Genomic DNA, 21,215 nt, shown 5'->3' on the forward strand with positions numbered 1-21,215 from the left:
CGATCATCCCCCCGTCTCGTCATCGGCTTCGGACCGCGCCGCGGCGGCGCCCGCGAGCACCGGCTCGGCGCGGCCGGTACGGCGGCCGGCGGGGCGCTTCGGGCCGTCCTGGACCAGGTCGGCCACCACGACGCCGACCAGCTCGTGCTCGGCGTCCGCGCACGCCCCGGCCAGGGCGGCCAGGTCCCCCGCCGTCCAGCTGCCCGCGCTGAGCACGACCAGGGCGCCGGCCTCCTCGTCGCGGTCGGGCACCAGCGGCCGGGTGACCGGCACCCCGACCACCCGCAGCAGCGGATCGCCGCCCGCCTCGGCGGCCAGCTGGTCGGCGGCCCGGCGGGCCGGCTCGTCGCCCTCCGGGACGACCACCAACAGCCCGCGCGAGGGCGGCAGTTGCTCGCGGATCCGGGCGCACACCCGCCGGTGGCGCAGCTGCCGGCCGGCCTCGTCGCCGCAGGCGTGCGGGGTCGGCAGGTCCCATCGGACGTCGGTGCCCAGCACCCGGCGGAGCAGACCGCGCGGGCCGCGCGCCGCCGGCCGCCGCGCGGCCCGCCCGCCGGGGACGTCGACGGTGCCGAGCAGTTCGGCGCCCAGCGCCGCGGCGATCTCCGGTTCGGTGCGCAGCCGGCGGCTCATCCGGGCGGCCGTCAGGTGCCCGATCACGCCGAGCAGGAGGAACACCAGCGCGCCGGCGGCGACGAGTTGGATCCGGGTCGGCGGTGCCTGGCCGGTCGGCCGGGCCGCCGAGCCCATGACGACCATGTTGGCCTTGTTGGCGGCCGGGTCGACCTGGTCCAGCTTCTTGACGGCGTCCTGCAGTGCGGTGCGCAGCTTCTCCAGCTCGGTGCGGACCTGCACGCTCTCCACGGTCTGCCCCGGCCCGACCGAGTTGGCCAGGTCGGTGATGCGCTGGCCGGTCTGGGTCACCAGCTGGCGCAGCTGCTCGGGCTGCGCCGCCTCGGGGTCGGTGCCGTCGCCCGCCATCCGCGCGGCGAAGCCGACGAACTGCTTGGCCAGCTGGTCGGCGAGCTGCTGGGCGCGCTCCGGGGTCTCGGCGGTGCCCGAGATCTTGATGATGTTCCCGTCCGCGGCGGTGGCGCTCACCCGGCTCCGCAGCTCGGTGCCGTCGACCCCGCTCCACTTGAGCGCGGCGGCCGCCCGGTCGACCACCACCGAGCTGGTCGCGATCTCCGCCTGGGTCATCAGCTCGCGCTCCTGCCACACCCCCGGCAGCAGCACCGACGCCGAGGTGGTGTAGCTCGGCGGGAACAGCAGTGAGCTGCCGTAGCCGACGAGCGCGCCCACCACGGCGAGGACGGCGAGCAGCCGCCACCGCCGACGCAGGATCCGGCCGATCGTGACCAGGCGGATCGTGTCCTCGCTCAACGGTGCCGCCTTCTCCCTGCCCGGCCCCGGCCGCCCGCCGCCCGGCCACCTGCCGCCGGGGCGCCGTCACCGCAGGCGGCGGCGTAGGCGGCGAGCAGGGCCCGCTGGGAGTTCCGCCAGGCGAGCGGCCCGTTGATCCGCTCCTGGCCGACCTTGCCCATCAGGGCCCGCTTCTCCGGGTCGTCCATCAGCTGCGCGACCAGCCGGGCGAACGCGGACTCGTCGTTGGCGGGCGCGTAGACGGCGGCGTCACCGGCGGAGACCCGGGCCTCCCGGAGGTCGAAGGAGACCATCGGGCGGCCCATCACCATGTACTCCAGGACCTTGTTCATGGTCGACACGTCGTTCAGCGGATTGCGCGGGTCCGGGGAGAGGCAGATGTCCGCGGTGGACAGGTAGCGCGCCAGGTCGGCGTCCGGCACCCGGCCGGTGAACTGCACCCGGTCGGCGAGCCCGAGCCGCCGGGACAGCTCGACCATCGCGTCGAAGGTGTCCCCGCCGCCCACGAACACCGCGTGCCAGTCGGTCCGCCCCTGCTCGTCGCGCAGCTTCGCCAGCGCCCGCAGGGCGTAGTCGACGCCGTCCTGCGGCCCCATCACGCCCAGGTAGCAGAGCAGGTGGGACCGGCCGCGCTTCAACTCCGGCTCGGGCGGCACCGGGCGGAAGCGGGCGGTGTCGGGCGCGCTGCGCACCACGAAGACGGACTCCGGCGGCTTGCCGCCGCGGCGCAGCGCGACGTCCCGGTAGCTCTCGTTGGTGGCGAGCACCACGTCCGCGGCCCGGTAGGTCATCCGCTCCAGCGCGCACACGCCCCGGTAGAGCAGGTCCTCGCCGCGGTCGAAGCGGGAGAGGTACAGCTCGGGCACCAGGTCGTGCTGGTCGAAGACGAACCGCGCGCCGCGCCGTTTCAGCCACAGCGCGGGCAGGAACAGCAGGTCGGGCGGGTTGCAGGCGTGCACGACGTCGACCGGGCCGACCTTGCGGGCCAGCCGGGCGGTGTGCCACAGCGCGGACCCGTACTCCCGCAGGTAGCCGGCCGGGCCGCCGGTGGCCGCCCGGAGCGGGTAGCGGTGGATCCGCACCCCGTCGATGACGGCCTCCGGTTCGGTGTCCCGCTTGCTGCCCTGCGGGCAGATCACGTCCACCCGCCAGCCCGCGTCGCGCAGGGTGGTGCACTCCTGCCACACCCGCCGGTCGAACGGCACCGACAGGTTCTCCACCAGGATCAGCGCGCGGCGTCCCCGCCCGTCACCGCCGACCGCCTCATCGAACGTCGCGTCACCAGGCAAGGCCCACGTACCCCGGCTCGGTCCGGCGCCGCTCGGCGTCCGGAAGGCGGATGAGGTCGACGATCACCGCTCCGTCGCCGTGCGGCAGGGCCGCCAGCACGGCCTCGTCCCTGGTCCCGACCACGCACACCTCGGCGTGCTCCAGCACCTCGGCGACGGAGGGCACCAGCAGCTGGGCGAGGTGCGGCAGCCGGTTCTCGATGTACTCCCGGTTCGCCCCGAGCAGTCGGGAGAGGTGCACGTTGGGGTCGTGGATCCGCAGGTCGTAGCCCTTGCCGAAGAGCCGCTCGGCGAGCTCGACCAGCGGGCTCTCCCGGAGGTCGTCGGTGCCGGGCTTGAAGGACAGGCCGAACAGGCCCACCCGGCGCTTCCCGGTGCGCTCGACCAGCTCCACCGCGCGCTGGAGGTGGTCGGCGTTGGAGGCCAGCACGTGCGAGAGGATCGGCACCGAGACGTCGGCCCGGTGCGCGGCGTGCACCAGGCTGCGCAGGTCCTTGGGCAGGCAGGAGCCGCCGAAGGCGAAGCCGGGCCGCAGGTAGGCGGGGCTGATGTTGAGCTTGCGGTCGGCCAGGAAGACGTCAACCACCTGGTGCGAGTCCACCCCGAGCGCCTGGCACACCGCGCCCAGCTCGTTGGCGAAACCGATCTTGAGGCCGTGGAAGGCGTTGTCCGCGTACTTGATCGCCTCGGCCACCGGGACGGGCACCCGGAACACCTCGCCGGGCAGGCCCTCGTAGAGCGCCGCGACCACGTCGCCGCTGGCCGCGTCGAGCTCGCCGATCACGGTCTTCGGCGGGTCGAAGAAGTCCCGCACACTGGTGCCCTCGCGCAGGAACTCCGGGTTGACCGCGACCCCGACGTCCACCCCGGCGGTGCCGCCGAGGTGCTTCTCCAGGATCGGCACCAGCAGGTCGAGGCAGGTGCCCGGGAGCATGGTGCTGCGGAACACGACGGTGTGCCGCCCGCCCTTCTCGGCCGCCGCCGCACCGATCTGCTCGGTGACCCGCTCCAGGTAGGTGGTGCACAGGCTGCCGTTGGCCGCCGAGGGCGTGCCCACGCAGACCAGCGACACGTCGCTGCCCAGGACCGCCTCGCGGACGTCCGCGGTGGCGCGCAGCGCCCCGGAGCGCACCACCCCGGCGAGCAGCTCGCCGATCCGCTCCTCGACCACCGGGGCCCTGCCCTCGTTGACCAGGTCGACCTTCACCTGGTTGACGTCCACGCCGATCACCTCGTGACCGAGGCTCGCCAGGCACGCGGCCGACACGCAGCCCACGTAGCCGAGCCCCAGGACGCTGACCCTCATGACCCGTTCCTCCCCTCGGGCCGGCCCTCGCGGCCGACCGTCCGCGCGTCGTCGGAACGACGCCCCCCAGCAGTGGCCATCAGTACGGCAACGGCCATCAGTACGCCCCCTGCCCCTGGAGCACCGCGCGCAGCGTCTTCCAGAGGATCACCGCGTCCAGGGCGAGCGACCAGTCCTCCACGTAGCGCAGGTCCAGCCGGACCGCCTCCTCCCAGGGCAGGTCGCTGCGCCCGCTGATCTGCCACAGGCCGGTGAGCCCGGGCTTGACGAGCAGTCGCCGCCGGATGTCCGGGCCGTACGCGGCGGACTCCTCCGGCAGCGGCGGGCGCGGGCCGACCAGCGACATCGAGCCGGCCAGCACGTTGAGCAGCTGCGGCAGCTCGTCCAGCGAGTAGCGGCGCAGCACTCCGCCGACCCTGGTCACCCGGGGGTCCCGGCGGAGCTTGAACAGCAGGCCGGCGCCCTCGTTGCGGTCGGCCAGCCCGGCCTTGGCCCGGTCCGCCCCGGACACCATGGTGCGGAACTTGACCAGGGTGAACTGGCGGCCGTCCTTGCCGACCCGGTGCTGCCGGTAGAACACCCCGCCGCGGCTGTCCAGCGCGACGAGCAGTCCGACCACCAGCATCAGCGGCGAGAACAGCACCAGCAGGACCGCCGCGCCCAGCCGGTCGACGACCGCCTTGACCGCCCGGGGACCGCCGGTGAAGGTGGGCATGCTGACCCGCAGCATCGGGATCCCGAGCACCGCGTCGACGTGCAGCCGCGGTCCGGCCACCTCCATCAGCACCGGCGCGACCACCATCTCGGCGTCGCCGCCCTCCAGGTTCCAGGCCAGCCGTTGCAGCCGGTCCGGCGACCAGTGCGGGTCCGGCGTGATCGCGACCACCCGGTAGCCGTCCCGCCGGACGTGGTTGGCGACGTCCGCCAGCCGGCCGACCACCGGTACGCCGTCCAGCCGGTCGCCGTTCGGCCCCAGCGCGTACGGCGTGCAGACCGCCTCCACCCGCCAGCCCAGGTGCGGGAACTTGCGGGTCCGGGCGATCAGGTCGCGCACGGTGGCCGGGCTCCCGGCGGCGAGCACCGGGCGCAGGCACCGTCCCTGGTTGCGCTGCTCGTGCAGCCACAGCCGCAGCAGGTACCGCTCCGTCATGGTGACGAGCGTGATCGCCGGAATCGCGACGAAGATCCAGAGCCTGATGTTGTGCGAGGAGAGGGCGATCCCGCCGAGTGCCAGGACGACGGCCGCCGTGAACAGCGAACGGCCGAGTCGGCGGAATTCCTCCGCCCCCTGGCCGAGAACCGCCGGTGCCCACGCCCGGGTCGTCCCGAGCGCCCCCAGCACCAGCAGTTCGGTGCCGAAGGCGAGAATTCCCCATTTCTCGTGCCAGTTGGCCGCGTCCCGGACCCCGAAGAAGCCGCCGATGGCCGCCACCACGAAGGCGGTGGCCACGGTATCGCTGATCATCACGGTACGGCGGTACTGCTGCTCCCAGTCGCTCTCCGACCGGCTGAATTTCCCACCCGCCGGGCGGCGCACCCGGGCCGGCGCGAACCCGCCGGCTAATTCCCCCTCCTTCTGCTCGACCGCTCCTGCTCCCGCCCCCGCCAGGCCTTCAGTGGGTTCGACGTGCTCGCTCCACACGGTTCCTCCCCCCGGGAGGCGGCTGCCCCCCGCACCTGATTCCTCCCCCCGGGAGGCGCTGCCTCCCGTGTCGCGCCTTTCCTGGCCGCGCACGGCAGCGCCCCCGGAAATGGCGGATCCGCCATTGCGGCGCTACTCGGACTTCCCACCGGGCACCGGCGGACTGGCGCGTCCTGCCGAATTCCCGGAGTGCGCGGGAAAACGTCGACGGTTGCTCTCCACACTCGGAACCTCTGCTCGGGCGTCGAGAATTGGACACCCCCAGCCCGCCGCCGGAAAACGTGACTACCGGCAGTCCGCAACGACCGATCCGTAGATCATCACGTGTCGCCCCTCACGCCCGATCGTGCGGCACGAAAATCAATGTAGAGCATCCGGGGCGCCTGATGAGGGGGATGTGTGAAACAGGTGCTCGAGATTTGAAATCATCCCCAACTGCGGGTGCCCGGGAGGGGGTTGCCGGACCGCCGGGAGGCGTGCCGTGACCTGTGCCGACGCAGCTTGGACGCAGCTCCGACGTACCTCCGGCGCACCTGCGGCGCGGCCCGGCGGGCCGCCCTGGGCCGGGGTCCGCCGGGACCGGCGGGCGCCACTTCCGGCCGTCCGGGCGCAACCCCCTGGGCACGGGCCGGTGGGTGCGGGCATGCTGAGGGGAGGACCGATCCGCGGGGCAAACCGGCTTCACCGTACGGTGGCTGACGAGGAGTCACAGCCGGGCGACCCGTCGGGCCCGGCGGCCGGATCCCGTCGCCGTCACACGCTCGGCGGGTTCCGTGCCAGGTAGCGCAGGCCCTGCTTGAGGTAGGCCCGCGGGTTGGTGGTCAGGTGCCGGGCCCAGTCCGGCCTGGTCTCGCCGCGCCGGTGGGCGTAGCAGGCCAGCGCGTAGCCGAGCATCCGCTCGGACAGGTAGCCGAGCCGCGAGTACGACCAACCGCGCTCGCTCCGCTCGAAGTTGAAGGCGGAGTTGGCGGTGAAGACGCCGAGGCCGAAATGCACCGTCAGCAGGTCGGTGAGCGGTTCGTGGTCGCGCCGGTCCCGGGAGATCCGCTGCTCGTCGAGGAGCCGGACATGGCCCAACTCGTGGGCGACGGTGGCGACCAGGGCGACCGGGCGGACGGCCTGGCGCTGGGCGACGGCGATCACCGGGCGCCCGTTCTCCCGCCGGTAGTGCCCGGCGGCGGAGCGGGAGCTGTGGTTGAGCCGCAGGCCGTCGACCATCGCCTGCTCGCCGTCGTCCGGCTCGATCTCGATGGTCAGGCGGTCGGGCGCCACGTCCAGGTAGCCGCAGATCAGGGCGATCACCCCCCGGATGTCCTCGGCGGACCCCCGGAACGGCCCCGGGAAGAACTCCGCCGTGGGCAGCACCGGGGCACGGTCCAGCACCCCGCGGCCGAACTCGGCCGCCAGCCAGGCCATCGACTCCTCGATCCAGGCCCGTTCGTCCGGCCGCACCGGACACTTCGGCTCGAACAACGCCATCGCACCCCCCGAATGATCACGGACATGATGCACCAGGGTGGCGTGCGCCGGGGGCCGTCCGGGCCCCCGGCGCACGGGGACGGGTTTGGTCACGCAGCTCAGGGAGCGAGGCCCTCCGGGCTCCGCCAGCTGACCAGGCGGGCCCCGTCCGGCGGACGGTCCACGACCGCCTGTCCGAACACCCGGTTGATCGAGGTGCCCATGTTCTGCGAGATGTCCGCACCGTAGACGTGCAGGGAGACCGCGCGCCCGGTGCCGCCGTTCGACACCCGGTGGATGTCCTCGTCGGGCGGCACCAGGAGCTGCACCCGGCCGGCCGAGCAGGTCGTCCGGGCGTACGGTGCCAGCACCCGGCGGCCGGACCTGGGCAGCCGCCACAGCCGGAAGGCCTCGTCCACCTCGACGCCCTCCACCACGCCCGACACGCACCAGGCGACGTGGTCGTGGATCGGGGTGGACTGCCCGGGCAGCCAGGTCAGGGCGACCACGGAGTGGGTGGGTTCGGCGTGCAGCAGCCGCTGGGAGTAGCCCTCGGTGTCACCGGCGCACAGGTCCTCGGGGACGATGAGCCCGGCGCGCAGGTACTTGCGCAGGGTGTCCGCGGTGAGCTGGGCGGTCAGGACCTCGGCGGCGGCGTAGCGCGCGAGGTCGGCGAGGAACTCGTCGAGGTTGGATCCGGTGGCCACGGCTACCTCCCCACCCCGGTGAGCGCACGGACCTCCAGCTCGGCGAAGCCGCGCCCGTCCGCGTCCTCGTCCCGGCGGCGGCGACCGCCGGCCAGCGAGCCGAGGACGGCGGCCGCGAAGCCGATCGGGATGGAGAGGACGCCCGGGTTCTGCAACGGCACCGGCGCCGTGGTGGTGCAGGAGATCAGCGCCGTGGCGTTGCCGACCTGCTTGCTGGACGCGTCCACCCCGCAGTCCTTCGCCTGGGCGGCCGTGAGCTTCACGGCGGGGACGGTGCCGCTCGCGCCGCCCCAGCAGATCGGCGAGAGCAGCACCAGACCGATCGAGGCGACCAGCCCCGCGTAGATGCCGCACTTGGCGCCGAAGGTGGTGAAGCGCTTCCAGAACAGGGTCAGCAGGATCGCCGGCAGGTTGGCCGAGGCGGCGATGGCGAAGGCCAGGGCCACCAGGAAGGCCACGTTGAGGTCCCTGGCGAAGATCGACAGGGCGACCGCGACCGCGCCGATCACCACGGCGGCGACCTTCGCGGTGACCAGTTCCTGCCGTTCGGTGGCCCGGCCCTTGCGGATCACGCTGGCGTACAGGTCGTGGGCGAAGGAGGACGAGGAGGTCAGGGTGAGCCCCGCGACCACCGCGAGGATGGTGGCGAAGGCCACCGCCGCGATGAAGGCCAGCATCAGCGAGCCCCCGGTGGTGCCGGCGCCCCCGCCGAGGTGCTCGGCCAGCAGGGTGGCGGCGGTGTTGCCGGACGGGTCCTTCGCCTTGATCGTCGCGGTGCCGACCAGCGCGGCCGCGCCGAAGCCGAGCACCAGGGTCATCAGGTAGAAGACCCCGATGATGCCGATCGCCCAGTTCACCGACTTCCGCGCGTCGCGGCCGGTCGGCACGGTGTAGAAGCGCACCAGCACGTGCGGCAGCGCCGCGGTGCCGAGCACCAGGGCCACTCCGAGGCTGACCAGGTCCAGCTTCGACCAGCCGTCCGTCGCCCCGTACTTGAGGCCGGGCCGGAGGAAGGCCTCGCCCTTCTTGGACGCCGAGGCGGCGTCCCCGAGCAGGTGGCCGAGATCGAAGCCGTACTTCGCCAGCACCCACACGGTCATCACGGCCGCGCCGGCGATCAGCAGCCCGGCCTTGACGATCTGCACCCAGGTGGTGCCCTTCATCCCGCCGACCACGACGTAGACGATCATCAGGGCGCCGACCCCGACGATGGTCCAGATCTGCGCGGCGGCGCCCTTGACGTCGAGCAGCTGGCCGACGATCGTCGCCGCGCCGACCATCTGCGCGATCAGGTAGAAGATCGACACCACGATGGTCGACACCCCGGCCGCGGTCCGCATCGGCCCGCTGCGCAGCCGCGCCGCCAGCACGTCCGCCATGGTGAACCGGCCGGTGTTGCGCAGCAGTTCGGCCACCATCAGCAGTGCGACCAGCCAGGCCACCAGGAAGCCGATGGAGTAGAGGAAGCCGTCGTACCCGGAGAGCGCGATGATCCCCGCGATGCCGAGGAAGGACGCCGCGGACAGGTAGTCGCCCGAGATCGCGATGCCGTTCTGCAGCGCGGAGAACTGGCCGCCGCCGGTGTAGAAGCCGCCGGTGCCCCGGGTGCTCCGCCGCGCCCAGAGGGTGATGACCAGGGTCACCGCCACCAGGGCCACGAACAGGCCGATGGTCAGGCCCTGGTGCGAGGACTCCTGCGCCGTGCTGGTGGCGGTGGGGGCGGTGGCGGTGGCGGCAGCGGCGAACGGAAGGTGCTGAGTCATGCCCGGCTCCCCGTCAGCTCGTGCTCGTCGCCGGGGAGAGCAGCCGCGGCCCTGCGCAGCTCCTCGGCCAGCGGGTCCAACCGCCGGGCGGCGAACCGGCCGTAGGCCAGGGCGATGCCGAAGGTGGAGGCGAACTGCAGCAGCCCGAAGACCAGCGCCACGTTGATGTTCCCGACGACCTCGGCCGCCATGAAGCCGCGGGCGTAGGCCGAGCAGAGCACGTACGCCAGGAACCAGAGCAGGAACGCCGCCGTCACCGGGAAGACGAACCTGCGGTAGCTGGCGCGCAGTCGGGCGAAGCGCGGATCGTCGCCGATCCAGGGGGTGTCACCGCGCGACGGCGCGGCCGGGTCGATCATGGGAATCCTTCTGAGCGGTACGGAACGTGTCGAACGAGCCGACCGTAGGATCCCCCGGTAGACGAGCGATCAACGCGCGTCCGACTCAGGGGGGATCCACCGGTGGACCTGCACACGCTCACCCAGTTCCTGGCGGTGGCGCGGCTGGAGCACCTGAGCCGGGCGGCAGCGGAACTGCGCGTCGCCCAGCCGTCGTTGAGCCGCTCGGTGGCCCGGCTGGAGGCCGAACTGGGCACACCGCTGTTCGAGCGCGGCGGGCGGCTGCGGCTGAACGAGGCCGGGCACCTGTTCCGAGGCTACGTCGAGCGCGCCCTCGGCGAACTGGAGGCGGGCCGACGGGCCGTGGCCGAGGCGACCGGGGAGGGACTGGGCACGGTCCGGCTCGCCTCGGAGACCTTCCTGGCCTTCAGCGGCCCGCTGGCGGCGTTCAAACACGAGCACCCCGGCGTGGAGATCGAACTGCACCAGCTGACCGTCGCCGAGATGGCCCGGCAGCTGCGGGCCCAGGAGGTCGACCTGGCCGTCGCCTCCCAGCCGATCGCCGTCGAGGGCCTGGAATCCGTCCGGCTCCTCGACGAGGAGGTGGGACTGGCCGTGCCGCTCGGCCACCCGCTGGCCGGGCGCGCCTCGGTGGGCGTCGAGGAGCTCGCCGACGAGCCCTTCATCGCCGCCCGCCCCGGGCACTGGCAGCGCCGGCTGCTGGACCGCCTGTTCGCCGCCCAGGGCCTGGCACCCCGGATCGTCTGCGAGGGCGACGAGGCCGGCGCCATCGCCGAACTGATCAGCGCGGGCCTGGGCATCGGCCTGGTGCCCGCCCTGGCCCGACGCACCGCCACCCGCGTCCCGCTGGTGTGGGTCGACGTCGACAGCCCCGACTGCCGACGCGCCCTCACCCTGCACTGGCGCCTCGGCGAACGCCTGCCCACCGCCGCCCGGCTGCTGCGCGACGCCATCGCGGACTGGGACTGGACGACGGGCGAGGCCGGCGGGCCGGGGCTCCCGGGGGCGTTCTGATCCCGCCCGGGCACGCCCTGTCGCCAGATCACGCCCCAGGATCACGGCCCGGGATCACGCGCCCGGGATCACGCGCCCGGGATCACGTTCGACAGCGGCAGGCCCTCGAAGAAGGCCACCGCCTCCTCCCGCCAGTACGGTCGCCAGCCCTGGGCTTCCGCGCGGGCCGCCTCCGCGCAGCGCCGCATGTCGGCACGGAGCTTCCCGTCCACGCCCAGCAGCCGGGCCAGTTCGCGGACCCGGTCGACCGTGGCGGCCGGGCACTGCGGGTCGCCGAGCGCGGACTCCACCAGGGCCCGCTGCGCCTGGTCCGCCGCGGTGAGCAGCGCGGTCACCGCGTAACTGCGGCGCCCCGCACGGAGGTCGGCGCCGGTCGACTTGCCGGTGGCGTCCTCCTCACCGAACAGGTCGAGGTAGTCGTCGCGCAGCTGGCCGCCGATGCCGACCAGGGTCGCGTACCGGCGCAGCCGCGCGTCGTGGCGGGCCACGTCCTCGCCGGCGGTCAGCAGCCCCAGCCGCAGCGGGGCGAGCACGGAGTACCGGGTGGACTTGTACTCGCAGACGGTGTGCAGGAACTCCTCGTCCGGGAGCGGCCGGAAGTCGCGTTCGAGGTCCACGATCTGGCCGGCGACCGTCTCGGCCCCCGCGTTCAGCTGGACCTCCAGCATCGCCTGGCGCAGTTCGGCGGGTACGTCCGCCTCCAGCAGGACCCGCATCGCGAGAAAGGCGGCGAGGTCCCCGGCCAGAACGGCCAGGCCGAGCGCGGTCCGCTCGGACTCCGGGAACTCCCGGCGGTAGGCGTAGTAGGTGGAGGGCCCGCCGCGGCGCACGGCCGCGTCGTCGATGATGTCGTCGTGGACGAGCCCGTGCGTCTGGAGCAGTTCGATGCTCAGCGCGGCCTCGGCCAGGCCGGGCACCGGGTCGGTGGTGACGAGCCGGGCCGCCTCGTACAGCAGGGCGACCCGCAGGCGCTTGCCGCCGCGCAGCGAGAGGTCCCGGAGCAGCTCCAGGCTGCGCGGGGTGAAGCGGCTGAGCGGCGGGGTGTCGAGGCGCTCCGGCAGGGCGTCGAAGTAGGCCTCGAATCGGAGGTCGAAGCGGCGCCGGTGCCCGGCGGCCCGTTCGCGGGCGGCTGCCATGATCGTCTCGTTCACGCCGTCCACCTTCGCATCCGCCCGGGACCGCCCGCACCGCCGGGGTCGGGGCAGCTCGGCGGGGCGGCGGGGTCGGGGCGGCGGGGCAGCTCGGCGGGGCGGAGCGGCTGTCCGGCCGGGCGCAGCGGCACTCGGACGGCCGACGGATTCATCCCAGCTGTCTTTCGGCCATCTGTGCGAGAGGTCTGGTCGTGACCGCGACACCCTCCTAGAGTGGCCGCGATCCTCCGCAAGTGACCTTTTCTTCACGCGGGTTCACCCGGCCTTCACACCGGTCCACCGGCCCCGGCACGTTCAGCGCGCTCTGTTCCCACCGTCGAACCGAAAGGGCCGGGTCCGTGACGCAGGCGTTCCAGTCCCCCGGCTTCGCCACCCTGGCGGCCGACCGCGCGGTCGAGACCCGGCTCGTCGAGGAGCGCTGGCAGGCGGTCGCCTGGGACCGGCGGACGGACCGGCGCCGGGTGGTCACCGACCGGCCCGAGGGCGTCCACCTGAGCGAGATCGAACCGGACGGCGAGGCCATCTGGTGGTTCGACTCCGACGGCGCCGGGGAGGGCCGGTGGTGGCGCGAGCCGTTCACGGGCGGTGCGCGCGGCGCGGCACTGCACGGTGTGCCGCCTGGCCGGGCCTACGGCGTCGCCTTCGACCGGACCGGCGCGCTGGCGGCGGTGGCCGTCGGGACCGGCGACACCTCGCATTGCTACGTCGGCCCGCCTGCGGGCGAGGCCCGGCCGATCGGTTCGGCGCCGGGGTACCTGGGCCTGGCCGACCTGTCCCCGGACGGCCGGCTGCTCGCCCTCGGCGGACGCCCCGACGGGGACGACGCGGTGCTCCTGTGGCCGACGGACGCACCGCCGCACCCGTCGGCGGACCGAGCGCCGCACCGCGCGCCGTCCTACGCGCCAGCTGGTGCGACGCGGCTCGCCGGGAGCCCCCGACTGCGGCTCTGGCCGATCGAGTTCAACCCCCTCGCCGTGCGCGAACCCGAGCTCCTCCTGGTGATCGAGGAGGACGAGCGGTACTCCGTCGCGACCTGGCGGGCGGACTCGGGCCTGCGAAGACACCCGGAGCTGTCATTCGACTCGCAGATCTCGGCCGGCTGGTACGGCGGGCCGCACGGGGTGCTGATCCAGCACGAGCGGGCCGGGCGGAGCCGACTGCTCCTCGCCGACCTCGGCCCGTCGACCGCCCTCGACCTACCGGCCGCTCTCGGCCCACCGGCAGAACCGGCCCCGTCCCCGCCCGCGCCCCCGCCCGCGCCCGCGCCCGCCCGGGAGATCCGCACCCCCGGCGGCACCATCCACGACCTGTCCTGTGCCCCGGACGGCACCCTGCACTGCGTCTGGAGCCGGGAGTCGACCCCGCCCCGCCCACTGGTCCTGCGCCCCGGCGCCGAGAAGCCGCCCCACCCCGCCCCGGACCACGCTCCGGAGGGCGATGACCGCACCCGCCGCAGCAGACGCTGGACGCCCCAGCCCTACGGGCGGATCCACAGCTTCGTCAGCACCCCGGCCGGCCCCGGCCCGTGGCCGACCCTGTTCCTGGTCCACGGCGGCCCCGCCACCCACGACCGGGACTCCTACGACCCCCGGGTGAACGCCCTGGTGCGCCACGGCTACGCGGTGGTGCGCACCAACTACCGCGGCTCCACCGGCTACGGCTCCGGCTGGCAGCACGACTACGGCCACCGGGTCGGCCTGGCCCAGATCGAGGACCTGGCCGCCGTCCGCGCCGAACTGGTCGCCGACGGCACGGCGCTCGCGGAGCGCACCGGCCTCTGCGGGTTCTCCTGGGGCGGCTACCTGACCCTCCTCGCGCTGGGCGCTCAGCCCGAGCTGTGGACGCTCGGCATGGCCGCCCAGCCGATCGCGGACTACCCCGCCACCTACCGCACCACCACCCCCGCCCTGCGCGAGGTCGACCGCCAGCTCTTCGGCGGCACCCCGGACGAGGTCCCCGAGCGCTACCGCGCGGCCGACCCGCGCTCGTACGTGCACCGGGTCCGCTCGCCCGTCCTGCTGGTCGCCTCGCGGACCGACGAGCGCTGCCCGCCCGAACAGGTCGACCGGTACGCCGCGGACCTGCGCCGGCTGGCGGTGCCGCACGAGCTGCACTGGGTGGACGGCGGCCACTACAGCCGCCGGACCGCCGACCACCGATCGGTGCTGGAGGCGATGGTCCGCTTCGCCGGGCGCGCCTGGCCGGCACCGCTCCCCGGACACCCCGGGGCGACCGCCCCGGGGCACCCACCGATCCGATGGAAGGAGGTGAACAACCATGAAGCGACGCAGCATCCAGAACGACCCGATCGGCACCCCGGAGCGTGACCGGGGCGCCGTGGTGGTCCAGAACTTCTCGCTCGACCTCACCAAGGCCGCAGCGGTCGCGCCTGCCCTCAAGGGGCAGCCGAAGCCGAAGCCGGAGCAGAAGGACAAGTGACCCACCGTCGCTCCGGGGCGCCCGCGGTGCCCCGGAGCGACACCCCGCCGACCGTCCCGTGACCGACCGCGACCGCCCGCCAACCGTCCCGTGACCGACCACGACCGACCGCGACCGACCGCGACCGACCGCCAACCGTCCCGTGACCGACCGCGACCGCCCTCGACCGACAGAAGTGGCCACCATGCGTATCGTCCTGCTGCACATGCCCTGGGGTGCGATCGACGTGCCCTCGCTGGCCCTCGGGATCCTGCACACGGCCGCCGCCCGGGCCGGGCACGAGACCGAAGTGCGGTACGCCAACCTGGACTTCGTGGACTGGGCCGCCGGGACCGCCGGCTTCGGCGTGGACGACTACCAGTACTTCTCCGAGAAGTCGTACTTCCAGGGCGCGGGCGACTGGGCCTTCGCCGGCGCGCTGTACGACGACGAGAACGGCGTCGACCCTGGCGGCGACCGCGACGGCTCCGCCGACTACTTCGCCTACCTGGCCGCCAACGGCGCGAGCCCGCAGGAGATCGCCCTGACCCGGTCCGTCCGGGCCCTCGCCCCCGCGTTCATCGCCCGGCTGGTCGACGAACTCGCCGACGACCCACCGGACTTGGTCGGATTCACCACCACCTTCCAGCAGAACACGGCCAGCCTCGCCGCCGCGAAGCTGCTCAAGCAGCGCTGCCCCCAGGTGCGCACGGTCTTCGGCGGCGCGAACTGCGACGGTCCGCAGGGCGCCGCACTGCACCGCAACTTCCCCTTCCTGGACTACGTGGTGCGCGGCGAGGGCGAGGCCGCCTTCCCCGCACTCCTGGCGGGCGAGGACCCCTCCACCGTCCCCGGCCTGTGCTGGCGCGACGCCACCGGGAGGTCGACGGCCAATCCGATGGCCGAGCGACCGCTGCCGCCCGCCGCGATCCTCACACCCCGCTACGACGGCTTCTTCGAGCGGCTCGACGCCTCCGTCGCGGCCGGCTGGGTCGACCCCAAGCTGGTCCTCGAAGGTTCCCGCGGCTGTTGGTGGGGCGAGAAGCACCACTGCACCTTCTGCGGGCTCAACGGCTCCTCGATGGCCTTCCGCTCCAAGCCGCCGGCCGACTTCCTCGCCGAGGTGCTCACCCTCGCCGAGCGCCACCAGCTGCTGGACGTCTACGTGGTCGACAACATCCTGGACATGGGCTACTTCGACACCGTCCTGAAATCGCTGACCGAACTCCCGGTCGACCTGCGGCTGCACTTCGAGATCAAGGCCAACCTGCGCCGCCACCAGTTCCAGCTGCTCGGCGACTCCGGCGCGGCCCAGGTCCAGCCCGGCATCGAGAACCTGAGCACCCGGGTCCTGCGGATCATGGACAAGGGGGTGACCGGCTGCCAGAACGTCCGCGCACTGCGGGACGCGCAGAGCGCCGGGGTCTCGGTCACCTGGAACTACCTCTACGGCTTCCCGGGCGAACAGCCGGACGACTACGAGTCGGTGATCCGCCAACTGCCCGTGCTGCACCACCTCGACCCGCCGACCGGGGCGGGGCGGATCGCCATCGAGCGGTTCAGCCCGTACTTCGACCGCCCCGAGCTGGGCTTCGCGATCACCCGGCCGGCCCTCCAGTACCGCGCGACCTACCGCCTCCCCGAGAGCGAACTCAACGAACTGGCCTACGTGTTCAGCGCGCCCCCGCGCGGGATCGGCGGCGACCTCGCGGAGCGGCTGAGCGCGGCGGTGGACACCTGGCTCGCGCGGTTCCCCGACAGCCGGCTCAGCTACCGGGACGCGGGCGCACGGATCGTGCTCGTCAACACCCGCCCCGGGTACGACTGGCGGGCGGTCGAACTGACCGATCCGGTGGAACTCGCCGTCTTCCGGCTGCTCGACCGGCCCCGCTCGGCCGCCACGCTGGCCGCCAAGGTCCCCGGCGGCGCGGCGGCGGTCGCGCCGGTGCTGGAGCACTTCACCGCGCTGGGCCTGCTGTTCCACGACGGCGACGGCTACCTCCAGGTCGCCGTCGAGTCCGACAACCAGGTGCTGATGCGGATGCGGCACCGGCACGGTCCCGAGGCCGAAGCCGAAGCCCGCCCCCTCACCGCCACCCGTGCCCGTACCCGTACCGAGGAGGTGCCCGATGCCGTCCCGATCGGCTGAACGGACCGGGCTGCACGGTAGTGGCGCCGCCGCCTGGCGCGCGGCCGCCCCCGAGGTCGAGCTCTGGCTCGACTACGACCCTGACGTACGGGAGTTGCCGGGCTTCGCGCTCGGCCGCCGCGCCCTGACCGGCCCGGCGCAGGCGGAGGTCACCGAGCTGCACCGGGCCGGGGTCCGCTGCCTGCGGCTGACCGAGCCGGTACGGCTGTGCGCGGACGCCCCGGCGGCCTCCGCCCGGGCGCTGATGCTGCTGCGCGAGGCGACCGGGCAGGGGCTGGCCGTGCTCTGGCAGGCGGTCTGCCCGGACGGCTGCGCGGCCCAGCGCCGGTTCCACCACCTGTACCCGCCCGAGCAGTTGACCGGTGGCCCGCAGGAGGTGCTCGCCGACTGGCGCGCCACGTACTTCCCGAGCAAGTGCGTGCTCCGGCGCGGCCCCGGCTTCGTCGAGGTGCGGGACCGCCGCTTCGGGACGCTGGAGCTTTTCACCATCGACGAACCGGGCCACCTGGCACAGCTGGAGGCGCTGTCCGAGGGCGTCGAGGTCGACCGGCTGCCGGACGCCGTCCGCCGGGACTTCGCCGAGGCCGGGCTGATCGCCGAACAGGCGGGCCGCGCCTGGTTGCTGCCGATGCGGGTGCGCCGCTGGCCGTTCCCCTCGCTGACGGTCTGACGGCCTTCACCACTGCCCGGGCTTCCCAGCCACCCGGCTGCCCAGCCACCCGGCCACCCGGCTTCCCAGTCGCACGAGTTCCGAGCCCGAGGAGAGAGATCCATGACCACCGCGGTCGACGACGACGCCGCAGCCCGGATGGCCGCCTTCATCCGCGACCCGTACCCCACGCTCGCCCGGATCCGCGAGGCCGGCGCGGTCTCCGTCGTGGAGTTCGGCGAGGGGCTGCCGGTCTACCTGGTGACGCGCTACCAGGACGTCCGGGCCGCGTTGACGGATCCACGCTTCGGGCAGGACGTCCGCCGCAGCCAGGCCATCGCGAGCGGGCGCGGCGCCGGACTGACGCTCGGTTCCGAGGTCGTCCACATGCTCAACAGCGATCCGCCGGACCACACCCGGCTGCGCCGCCTGATCCAGGGCGTCTTCACCCGCCGACGGGTCGACGAGATGCGGCCGCTGGTGGAGCGCACCGCCGACGGCCTGCTGGACGGGCTGCGCGGCCGGGGCACCGCCGATCTGATCACGGACTTCGCCTTCCCGCTGCCCATCATGATCATCTGCGAACTGCTCGGCTTCCCCCCGGAGGACATGCAGGCCTTCCGCACCTGGTCGACGGCGATCCTCACCCAGGGCGGCGACCTGACGTTCGCCCAGGCGACCGAGGAACTGAACGACTACCTACGGGAGTTGATGGCAGCCCGGCGGGCCTCGCCGAAGGCCGACATCCTCACCGACCTGGTGCAGGCCCGGGACGCCGGCGAACTCACCGAGCGGGAGGTGTTCTCGATGGTCTTCCTGCTGCTGATCGGCGGCCACGAGACCACCGTCAACCTGCTCGGCACCGCCACCCTGGCGCTGCTCCACCACCCCGACCAGCTCGCCCTGCTGCGCGCCGACCCGGCGTCGATGCCGGTCGCCGTCGACGAGTTCCTCCGCTACGAATCCCCGGTCAGCATGGCCACGTTGAGGTTCACCAACGCCGACGTGATGGTCGACGACGTCGAGATCCCGGCGGACGAACTGGTACTGCTCTCGCTCGGCGCGGCCAACCGGGACCCGGCCCGCTTCACCAACCCCGACCGGCTGATCCTGGACCGGGGCGACCCCGGCCACCTGGCCTTCGGACAGGGCCTGCACCGCTGCCTCGGCTCCTTCCTCGGCAGACTGGAGAGCGAGGTCGCGCTCACCGGCCTGCTGTCGCGCTTCACCCGGATCGAGCTGGCCGCCCCGGAGGAGACCCTGCCCTGGCGCAACACCATCATGCTGCGCGGCCTGGAGTCGCTGCCGGTGTCGCTCGATGGCTAGCCGCACCGGCACGAGCAGCGACGGGCAGGGCGGCGCGGAAGCGGACAACCGTACGGAGCCGGGCGGCCGTACGGAAGCAGACGGCCACGCGCAACCAGCCCGCGCCGCAAGGCTGTTGCGTTTCCGTCCCCGGTTCGGCCTGGCGCCGCTGCGCGCCCGCGGCTTCCGGCTGCTGGTGATCGGCCAGGCCACCTCGGAGTTCGGCAACGCCTTCCAGGTGGTCGCCCTGCCGCTGCTGGTCTACTCCCTCGCCGGCGGCGCCCGTCAACTGAGCCTGGTGGTCGCCGCCTACGGCGCGGGCCGGCTGGCCGCCACCCCGCTCGGCGGGATGCTCGCCGACCGGTTCGGCGCCCGGCGGGTGCTGCTGGCCGCCGACCTCGGCCGGCTGCTCGCCACCGCCGCCCTGTGCGCGGTGGCCGCCGCCGGGGTGGCGGACTTCCGGCTGATCGGCGGGCTGGCGCTGCTGGTCGGCCTGGGCGCCGGGGTGTTCCTGCCGGCCGCCTGGGCGATCACCCCGACCCTGCTGCCCGCCGCGGACCTGCATGCGGGCAACGCCCTGAACAGCACGGTCACCTTCGGCGCCGGGCTGCTCGGCCCGGCACTGGCCGGCCCGCTGGTCGCCTGGCTGGACCCGGCCGCCGCGCTGGGCCTGGACGCGGCGACCTTCGCCGTGTCGGCGGCGACGCTGCTGCTGATCGGTCGCGGCAGCCCGGTCGCCCCGCCCGGCCCGATCTCCGAACGCGCCTCCGTACCAAGGAACTTCCGTGCCCTGCTGCGGGAGTCGCCACTGCTGCGCGCGGTGCTGACGGTGACGGTGATCGCCAATCTGACGGTGGGCGGCGCCACCCGCGTCGCCCTGCCGACCCTGGCCACCCATGGCTTCGGCGCCGGTGCCGTCGGGCTCGGCCTGTTGCTGGCCGCCTTCACCGGCGGTGCGCTGGTCGGCGGCCTCTTCGCGGCCGGCCTCACCGATCTGCGCTCGCGCGGCCGTACGGCGATGCTCTCCGGCCTGGTGATGGGTGCGGCGATCGGCCTGGTGCCGTTCACCGGCCTGGTCGGCGCCGTGCTGCTGCTCCTCCTGGCCGGCGGCGCCAGCACGGTGACCAACGTCCTGGTCGTCACCGGCGTGCAACGGGGCACCCCGCCCGCACTGCTGGCCCGGGTCATGGCGGCGATCACCTTCTGCGCGCTGGGGGTCTTCCCGCTATCGGTGATCGCGGCCGGCGCGGCCGTGGACGCCTTCGGGGCCCGGGCGGTGTTCGCGACGACCGGACTGTGCCTGACCGGCGCGTTCGGGTACGCGCTGACCAGGCGCGTGATCCGCGAACTGTGAGGCCGTGGCGTCGGCGGAGATTTGACTCCGCCGACGATCACCACGCATAGTGCCCGCATGGCTGGCTACCTCGTTTCGCGCAGGCACATCGACCTGCGCCGTGTGACGGCGATGAGCTGTCGCCCCAGCTGCTGACGCACGCCCTCTTCCGGCTCTGACGCCGGGCGCTCGCGTCCCCCCGTTTCCTTCCTGCCTTTCCCTTCCCTCCTTTCTTCCGCTCGCCCTTTCCGCGACCGCCCTGATCCGTGCGGTCGTGCGCTGCCGTTCGCCCTGCTCAGGTCCACGGTCCACGGTCCCCGTATGTCCCGGACCGGACTGGGCCGGATCGGGCCGGTCGGCCGCGCGTCCCCTCACCACCACACCTCTGGAGCCTCCATGGGCCCGCGCCGGGTTCTCGTCACCACTCTCGCCGTCCTCGCCTCGCTGGCCTCGCTCACCGCCTGCGGCGGCGGCTCCTCCTCGGCGAAGTCCGCCGACAATCCGTACCAGTTGTCCGTTCCGGGGACGATACGCGTCGGCACCCTCTCGGACGCGCCGCCGAACGTGTACCTCAAGGACGGCAAGTTCACCGGTTTCGACAACGACCTGTTCACCGCCGTCGCCGCCAAGGCCGGCCTCAAGGTGGAGTTCGCGGCGACGGACTTCTCCTCGCTGCTGTCGCAGGTCGCCAACCACAAGTTCGACGTGGGCAGTTCGTCCATCACCGTCACCGAGGCCCGCAAGAAGACGGTGGCCTTCACCAACGGCTACGACTTCGGCTACTTCGGTCTGGACGTCCCCGCCGGTTCGCCGATCACCGCCTTCGACCAGCTGGCGGGCAAGCGCGTCGTGGTCGTCCAGGGGACCGTCCAGGACGACTACGCGACCAAGAACAACCTCAACCCGGTGCGCGTGCCCGACTACAACGGCGCACTGAACCAGCTCAAGGCCGGGACGGCCGAGGCCTGGATCTCGCCCGCGGAGATCGGCGAGAAGAGCGCCCAGGACAGCGGCGGCAAGGTGGTCCTCGCCCAGAAGCAGCTCAGCTCCGCGCCGACCGCCTTCGCCGTCGCCCAGAACCGCCCCGAGCTGCTCGCCGCGCTGAACAAGGCCCTCGACGAGGTGATCGCGGACGGCACCTGGACCCGCCTCCAGGAGCAGTACTACCCGGGCCGCCCGGTGCCGGACGGCTTCAAGCCCGGTAACGGCTCGGTCGGTTACCCGCCCGTCAAGGCGGCCCCGACCACGGGCGCACCGGCCGGCGCGTCCCCGACGCCCTGACCCACCCC

General features: G+C 73.5%; 17 protein-coding genes. 8 read left to right on the forward strand and 9 right to left on the reverse strand.

Annotated features, from left to right (window positions below):
• Positions 1-3: 3 nt before the first annotated feature.
• From AB0F71_RS13880 to AB0F71_RS13915, 8 genes are all read right to left on the reverse strand, one after another.
• Positions 4-1,383 (reverse strand): Wzz/FepE/Etk N-terminal domain-containing protein, encoded by a 1,380-nt coding sequence (locus AB0F71_RS13880; RefSeq protein ID WP_360232475.1) that lies wholly within the window; start codon positions 1,381-1,383, stop codon positions 4-6.
• Positions 1,380-2,672, reverse strand: a complete 1,293-nt coding sequence (locus tag AB0F71_RS13885) for a glycosyltransferase family 4 protein (protein ID WP_360232478.1) — start codon at positions 2,670-2,672, stop codon at positions 1,380-1,382. Before AB0F71_RS13885 ends, AB0F71_RS13880 begins: the two co-directional genes overlap by 4 nt.
• Positions 2,662-3,978, reverse strand: a complete 1,317-nt coding sequence (locus AB0F71_RS13890; RefSeq protein WP_360232481.1) for a nucleotide sugar dehydrogenase — start codon at positions 3,976-3,978, stop codon at positions 2,662-2,664. Before AB0F71_RS13890 ends, AB0F71_RS13885 begins: the two co-directional genes overlap by 11 nt.
• A gap of 97 nt (positions 3,979-4,075) precedes the next feature.
• Positions 4,076-5,443, reverse strand: coding sequence for a sugar transferase (locus tag AB0F71_RS13895; RefSeq protein WP_360232869.1), 1,368 nt, complete (start codon positions 5,441-5,443; stop codon positions 4,076-4,078).
• A gap of 930 nt (positions 5,444-6,373) precedes the next feature.
• Positions 6,374-7,093, reverse strand: coding sequence for a hypothetical protein (locus AB0F71_RS13900; protein ID WP_360232484.1), 720 nt, complete (start codon positions 7,091-7,093; stop codon positions 6,374-6,376).
• A gap of 104 nt (positions 7,094-7,197) precedes the next feature.
• On the reverse strand, positions 7,198-7,785 hold the full coding sequence (locus AB0F71_RS13905) for a cysteine dioxygenase family protein (RefSeq protein WP_360232487.1): 588 nt from the start codon (positions 7,783-7,785) through the stop codon (positions 7,198-7,200).
• A gap of 2 nt (positions 7,786-7,787) precedes the next feature.
• The gene (locus AB0F71_RS13910; RefSeq protein WP_360232490.1) at positions 7,788-9,548 is read right to left on the reverse strand and encodes a cation acetate symporter; all 1,761 of its coding nucleotides are present in this window, start codon (positions 9,546-9,548) and stop codon (positions 7,788-7,790) included.
• The gene (locus tag AB0F71_RS13915; RefSeq protein ID WP_360232493.1) at positions 9,545-9,907 is read right to left on the reverse strand and encodes a DUF485 domain-containing protein; all 363 of its coding nucleotides are present in this window, start codon (positions 9,905-9,907) and stop codon (positions 9,545-9,547) included. The genes AB0F71_RS13910 and AB0F71_RS13915 overlap by 4 nt, the downstream gene beginning before the upstream one ends.
• 102 nt (positions 9,908-10,009) lie before the next feature.
• Between AB0F71_RS13915 and AB0F71_RS13920 the strand changes: the two genes are divergently transcribed.
• Positions 10,010-10,921: a LysR family transcriptional regulator gene (locus AB0F71_RS13920; protein WP_360232496.1), complete on the forward strand. Its 912-nt coding sequence runs from the start codon at positions 10,010-10,012 to the stop codon at positions 10,919-10,921.
• A gap of 68 nt (positions 10,922-10,989) precedes the next feature.
• Here AB0F71_RS13920 and AB0F71_RS13925 read toward each other — a convergent pair whose 3' ends face one another.
• Positions 10,990-12,057, reverse strand: coding sequence for a polyprenyl synthetase family protein (locus AB0F71_RS13925; protein WP_360232872.1), 1,068 nt, complete (start codon positions 12,055-12,057; stop codon positions 10,990-10,992).
• A gap of 353 nt (positions 12,058-12,410) precedes the next feature.
• On the opposite strand from AB0F71_RS13925, the gene AB0F71_RS13930 reads away from it, so the two are divergent.
• From AB0F71_RS13930 to AB0F71_RS13960, 7 genes are all read left to right on the forward strand, one after another.
• Positions 12,411-14,399: a prolyl oligopeptidase family serine peptidase gene (locus AB0F71_RS13930; protein ID WP_360232499.1), complete on the forward strand. Its 1,989-nt coding sequence runs from the start codon at positions 12,411-12,413 to the stop codon at positions 14,397-14,399.
• Positions 14,350-14,511 (forward strand): hypothetical protein, encoded by a 162-nt coding sequence (locus tag AB0F71_RS13935; RefSeq protein ID WP_360232502.1) that lies wholly within the window; start codon positions 14,350-14,352, stop codon positions 14,509-14,511. The genes AB0F71_RS13930 and AB0F71_RS13935 overlap by 50 nt, the downstream gene beginning before the upstream one ends.
• 184 nt (positions 14,512-14,695) lie before the next feature.
• A complete protein-coding gene (locus AB0F71_RS13940) occupies positions 14,696-16,639 on the forward strand; it encodes a RiPP maturation radical SAM C-methyltransferase (RefSeq protein ID WP_360232505.1) in 1,944 nt (647 codons plus the stop codon).
• Positions 16,620-17,309 carry a DUF5825 family protein gene (locus AB0F71_RS13945; protein ID WP_360232508.1) on the forward strand — a complete coding sequence of 230 codons (690 nt, stop codon included), beginning with the start codon at positions 16,620-16,622 and terminating at the stop codon, positions 17,307-17,309. Before AB0F71_RS13940 ends, AB0F71_RS13945 begins: the two co-directional genes overlap by 20 nt.
• A gap of 102 nt (positions 17,310-17,411) precedes the next feature.
• Positions 17,412-18,614, forward strand: a complete 1,203-nt coding sequence (locus AB0F71_RS13950; protein ID WP_360232511.1) for a cytochrome P450 — start codon at positions 17,412-17,414, stop codon at positions 18,612-18,614.
• Entirely contained in the window at positions 18,607-19,947 is a 1,341-nt protein-coding gene (locus tag AB0F71_RS13955; protein ID WP_360232514.1) for an MFS transporter, read from the forward strand. Before AB0F71_RS13950 ends, AB0F71_RS13955 begins: the two co-directional genes overlap by 8 nt.
• Before the next feature lie 300 nt (positions 19,948-20,247).
• Positions 20,248-21,207, forward strand: coding sequence for an ABC transporter substrate-binding protein (locus AB0F71_RS13960; protein WP_360232517.1), 960 nt, complete (start codon positions 20,248-20,250; stop codon positions 21,205-21,207).
• The last annotated feature ends 8 nt before the right edge of the window (positions 21,208-21,215 follow it).

It is taken from the genome of Kitasatospora sp. NPDC028055 (genome assembly GCF_040637885.1).
Taxonomy (GTDB): domain Bacteria; phylum Actinomycetota; class Actinomycetes; order Streptomycetales; family Streptomycetaceae; genus Kitasatospora.

Bases quoted from the DNA above. Each gene is read 5' to 3' on its own strand.
- AB0F71_RS13890 (WP_360232481.1), bottom strand. From the start codon at position 3,978: ATGAGGGTCAGCGTCCTGGGGCTCGGCTACGTGGGCTGCGTGTCGGCC.
- AB0F71_RS13895 (WP_360232869.1), bottom strand. From the start codon at position 5,443: ATGATCAGCGATACCGTGGCCACCGCCTTCGTGGTGGCGGCCATCGGC.
- AB0F71_RS13910 (WP_360232490.1), bottom strand. From the start codon at position 9,548: ATGACTCAGCACCTTCCGTTCGCCGCTGCCGCCACCGCCACCGCCCCC.
- AB0F71_RS13915 (WP_360232493.1), bottom strand. From the start codon at position 9,907: ATGATCGACCCGGCCGCGCCGTCGCGCGGTGACACCCCCTGGATCGGC.
- AB0F71_RS13925 (WP_360232872.1), bottom strand. From the start codon at position 12,057: ATGGCAGCCGCCCGCGAACGGGCCGCCGGGCACCGGCGCCGCTTCGAC.
- AB0F71_RS13935 (WP_360232502.1), top strand. From the start codon at position 14,350: ATGAAGCGACGCAGCATCCAGAACGACCCGATCGGCACCCCGGAGCGT.
- AB0F71_RS13940 (WP_360232505.1), top strand. From the start codon at position 14,696: ATGCGTATCGTCCTGCTGCACATGCCCTGGGGTGCGATCGACGTGCCC.
- AB0F71_RS13945 (WP_360232508.1), top strand. From the start codon at position 16,620: ATGCCGTCCCGATCGGCTGAACGGACCGGGCTGCACGGTAGTGGCGCC.
- AB0F71_RS13950 (WP_360232511.1), top strand. From the start codon at position 17,412: ATGACCACCGCGGTCGACGACGACGCCGCAGCCCGGATGGCCGCCTTC.
- AB0F71_RS13955 (WP_360232514.1), top strand. From the start codon at position 18,607: ATGGCTAGCCGCACCGGCACGAGCAGCGACGGGCAGGGCGGCGCGGAA.
- AB0F71_RS13960 (WP_360232517.1), top strand. From the start codon at position 20,248: ATGTCCCGGACCGGACTGGGCCGGATCGGGCCGGTCGGCCGCGCGTCC.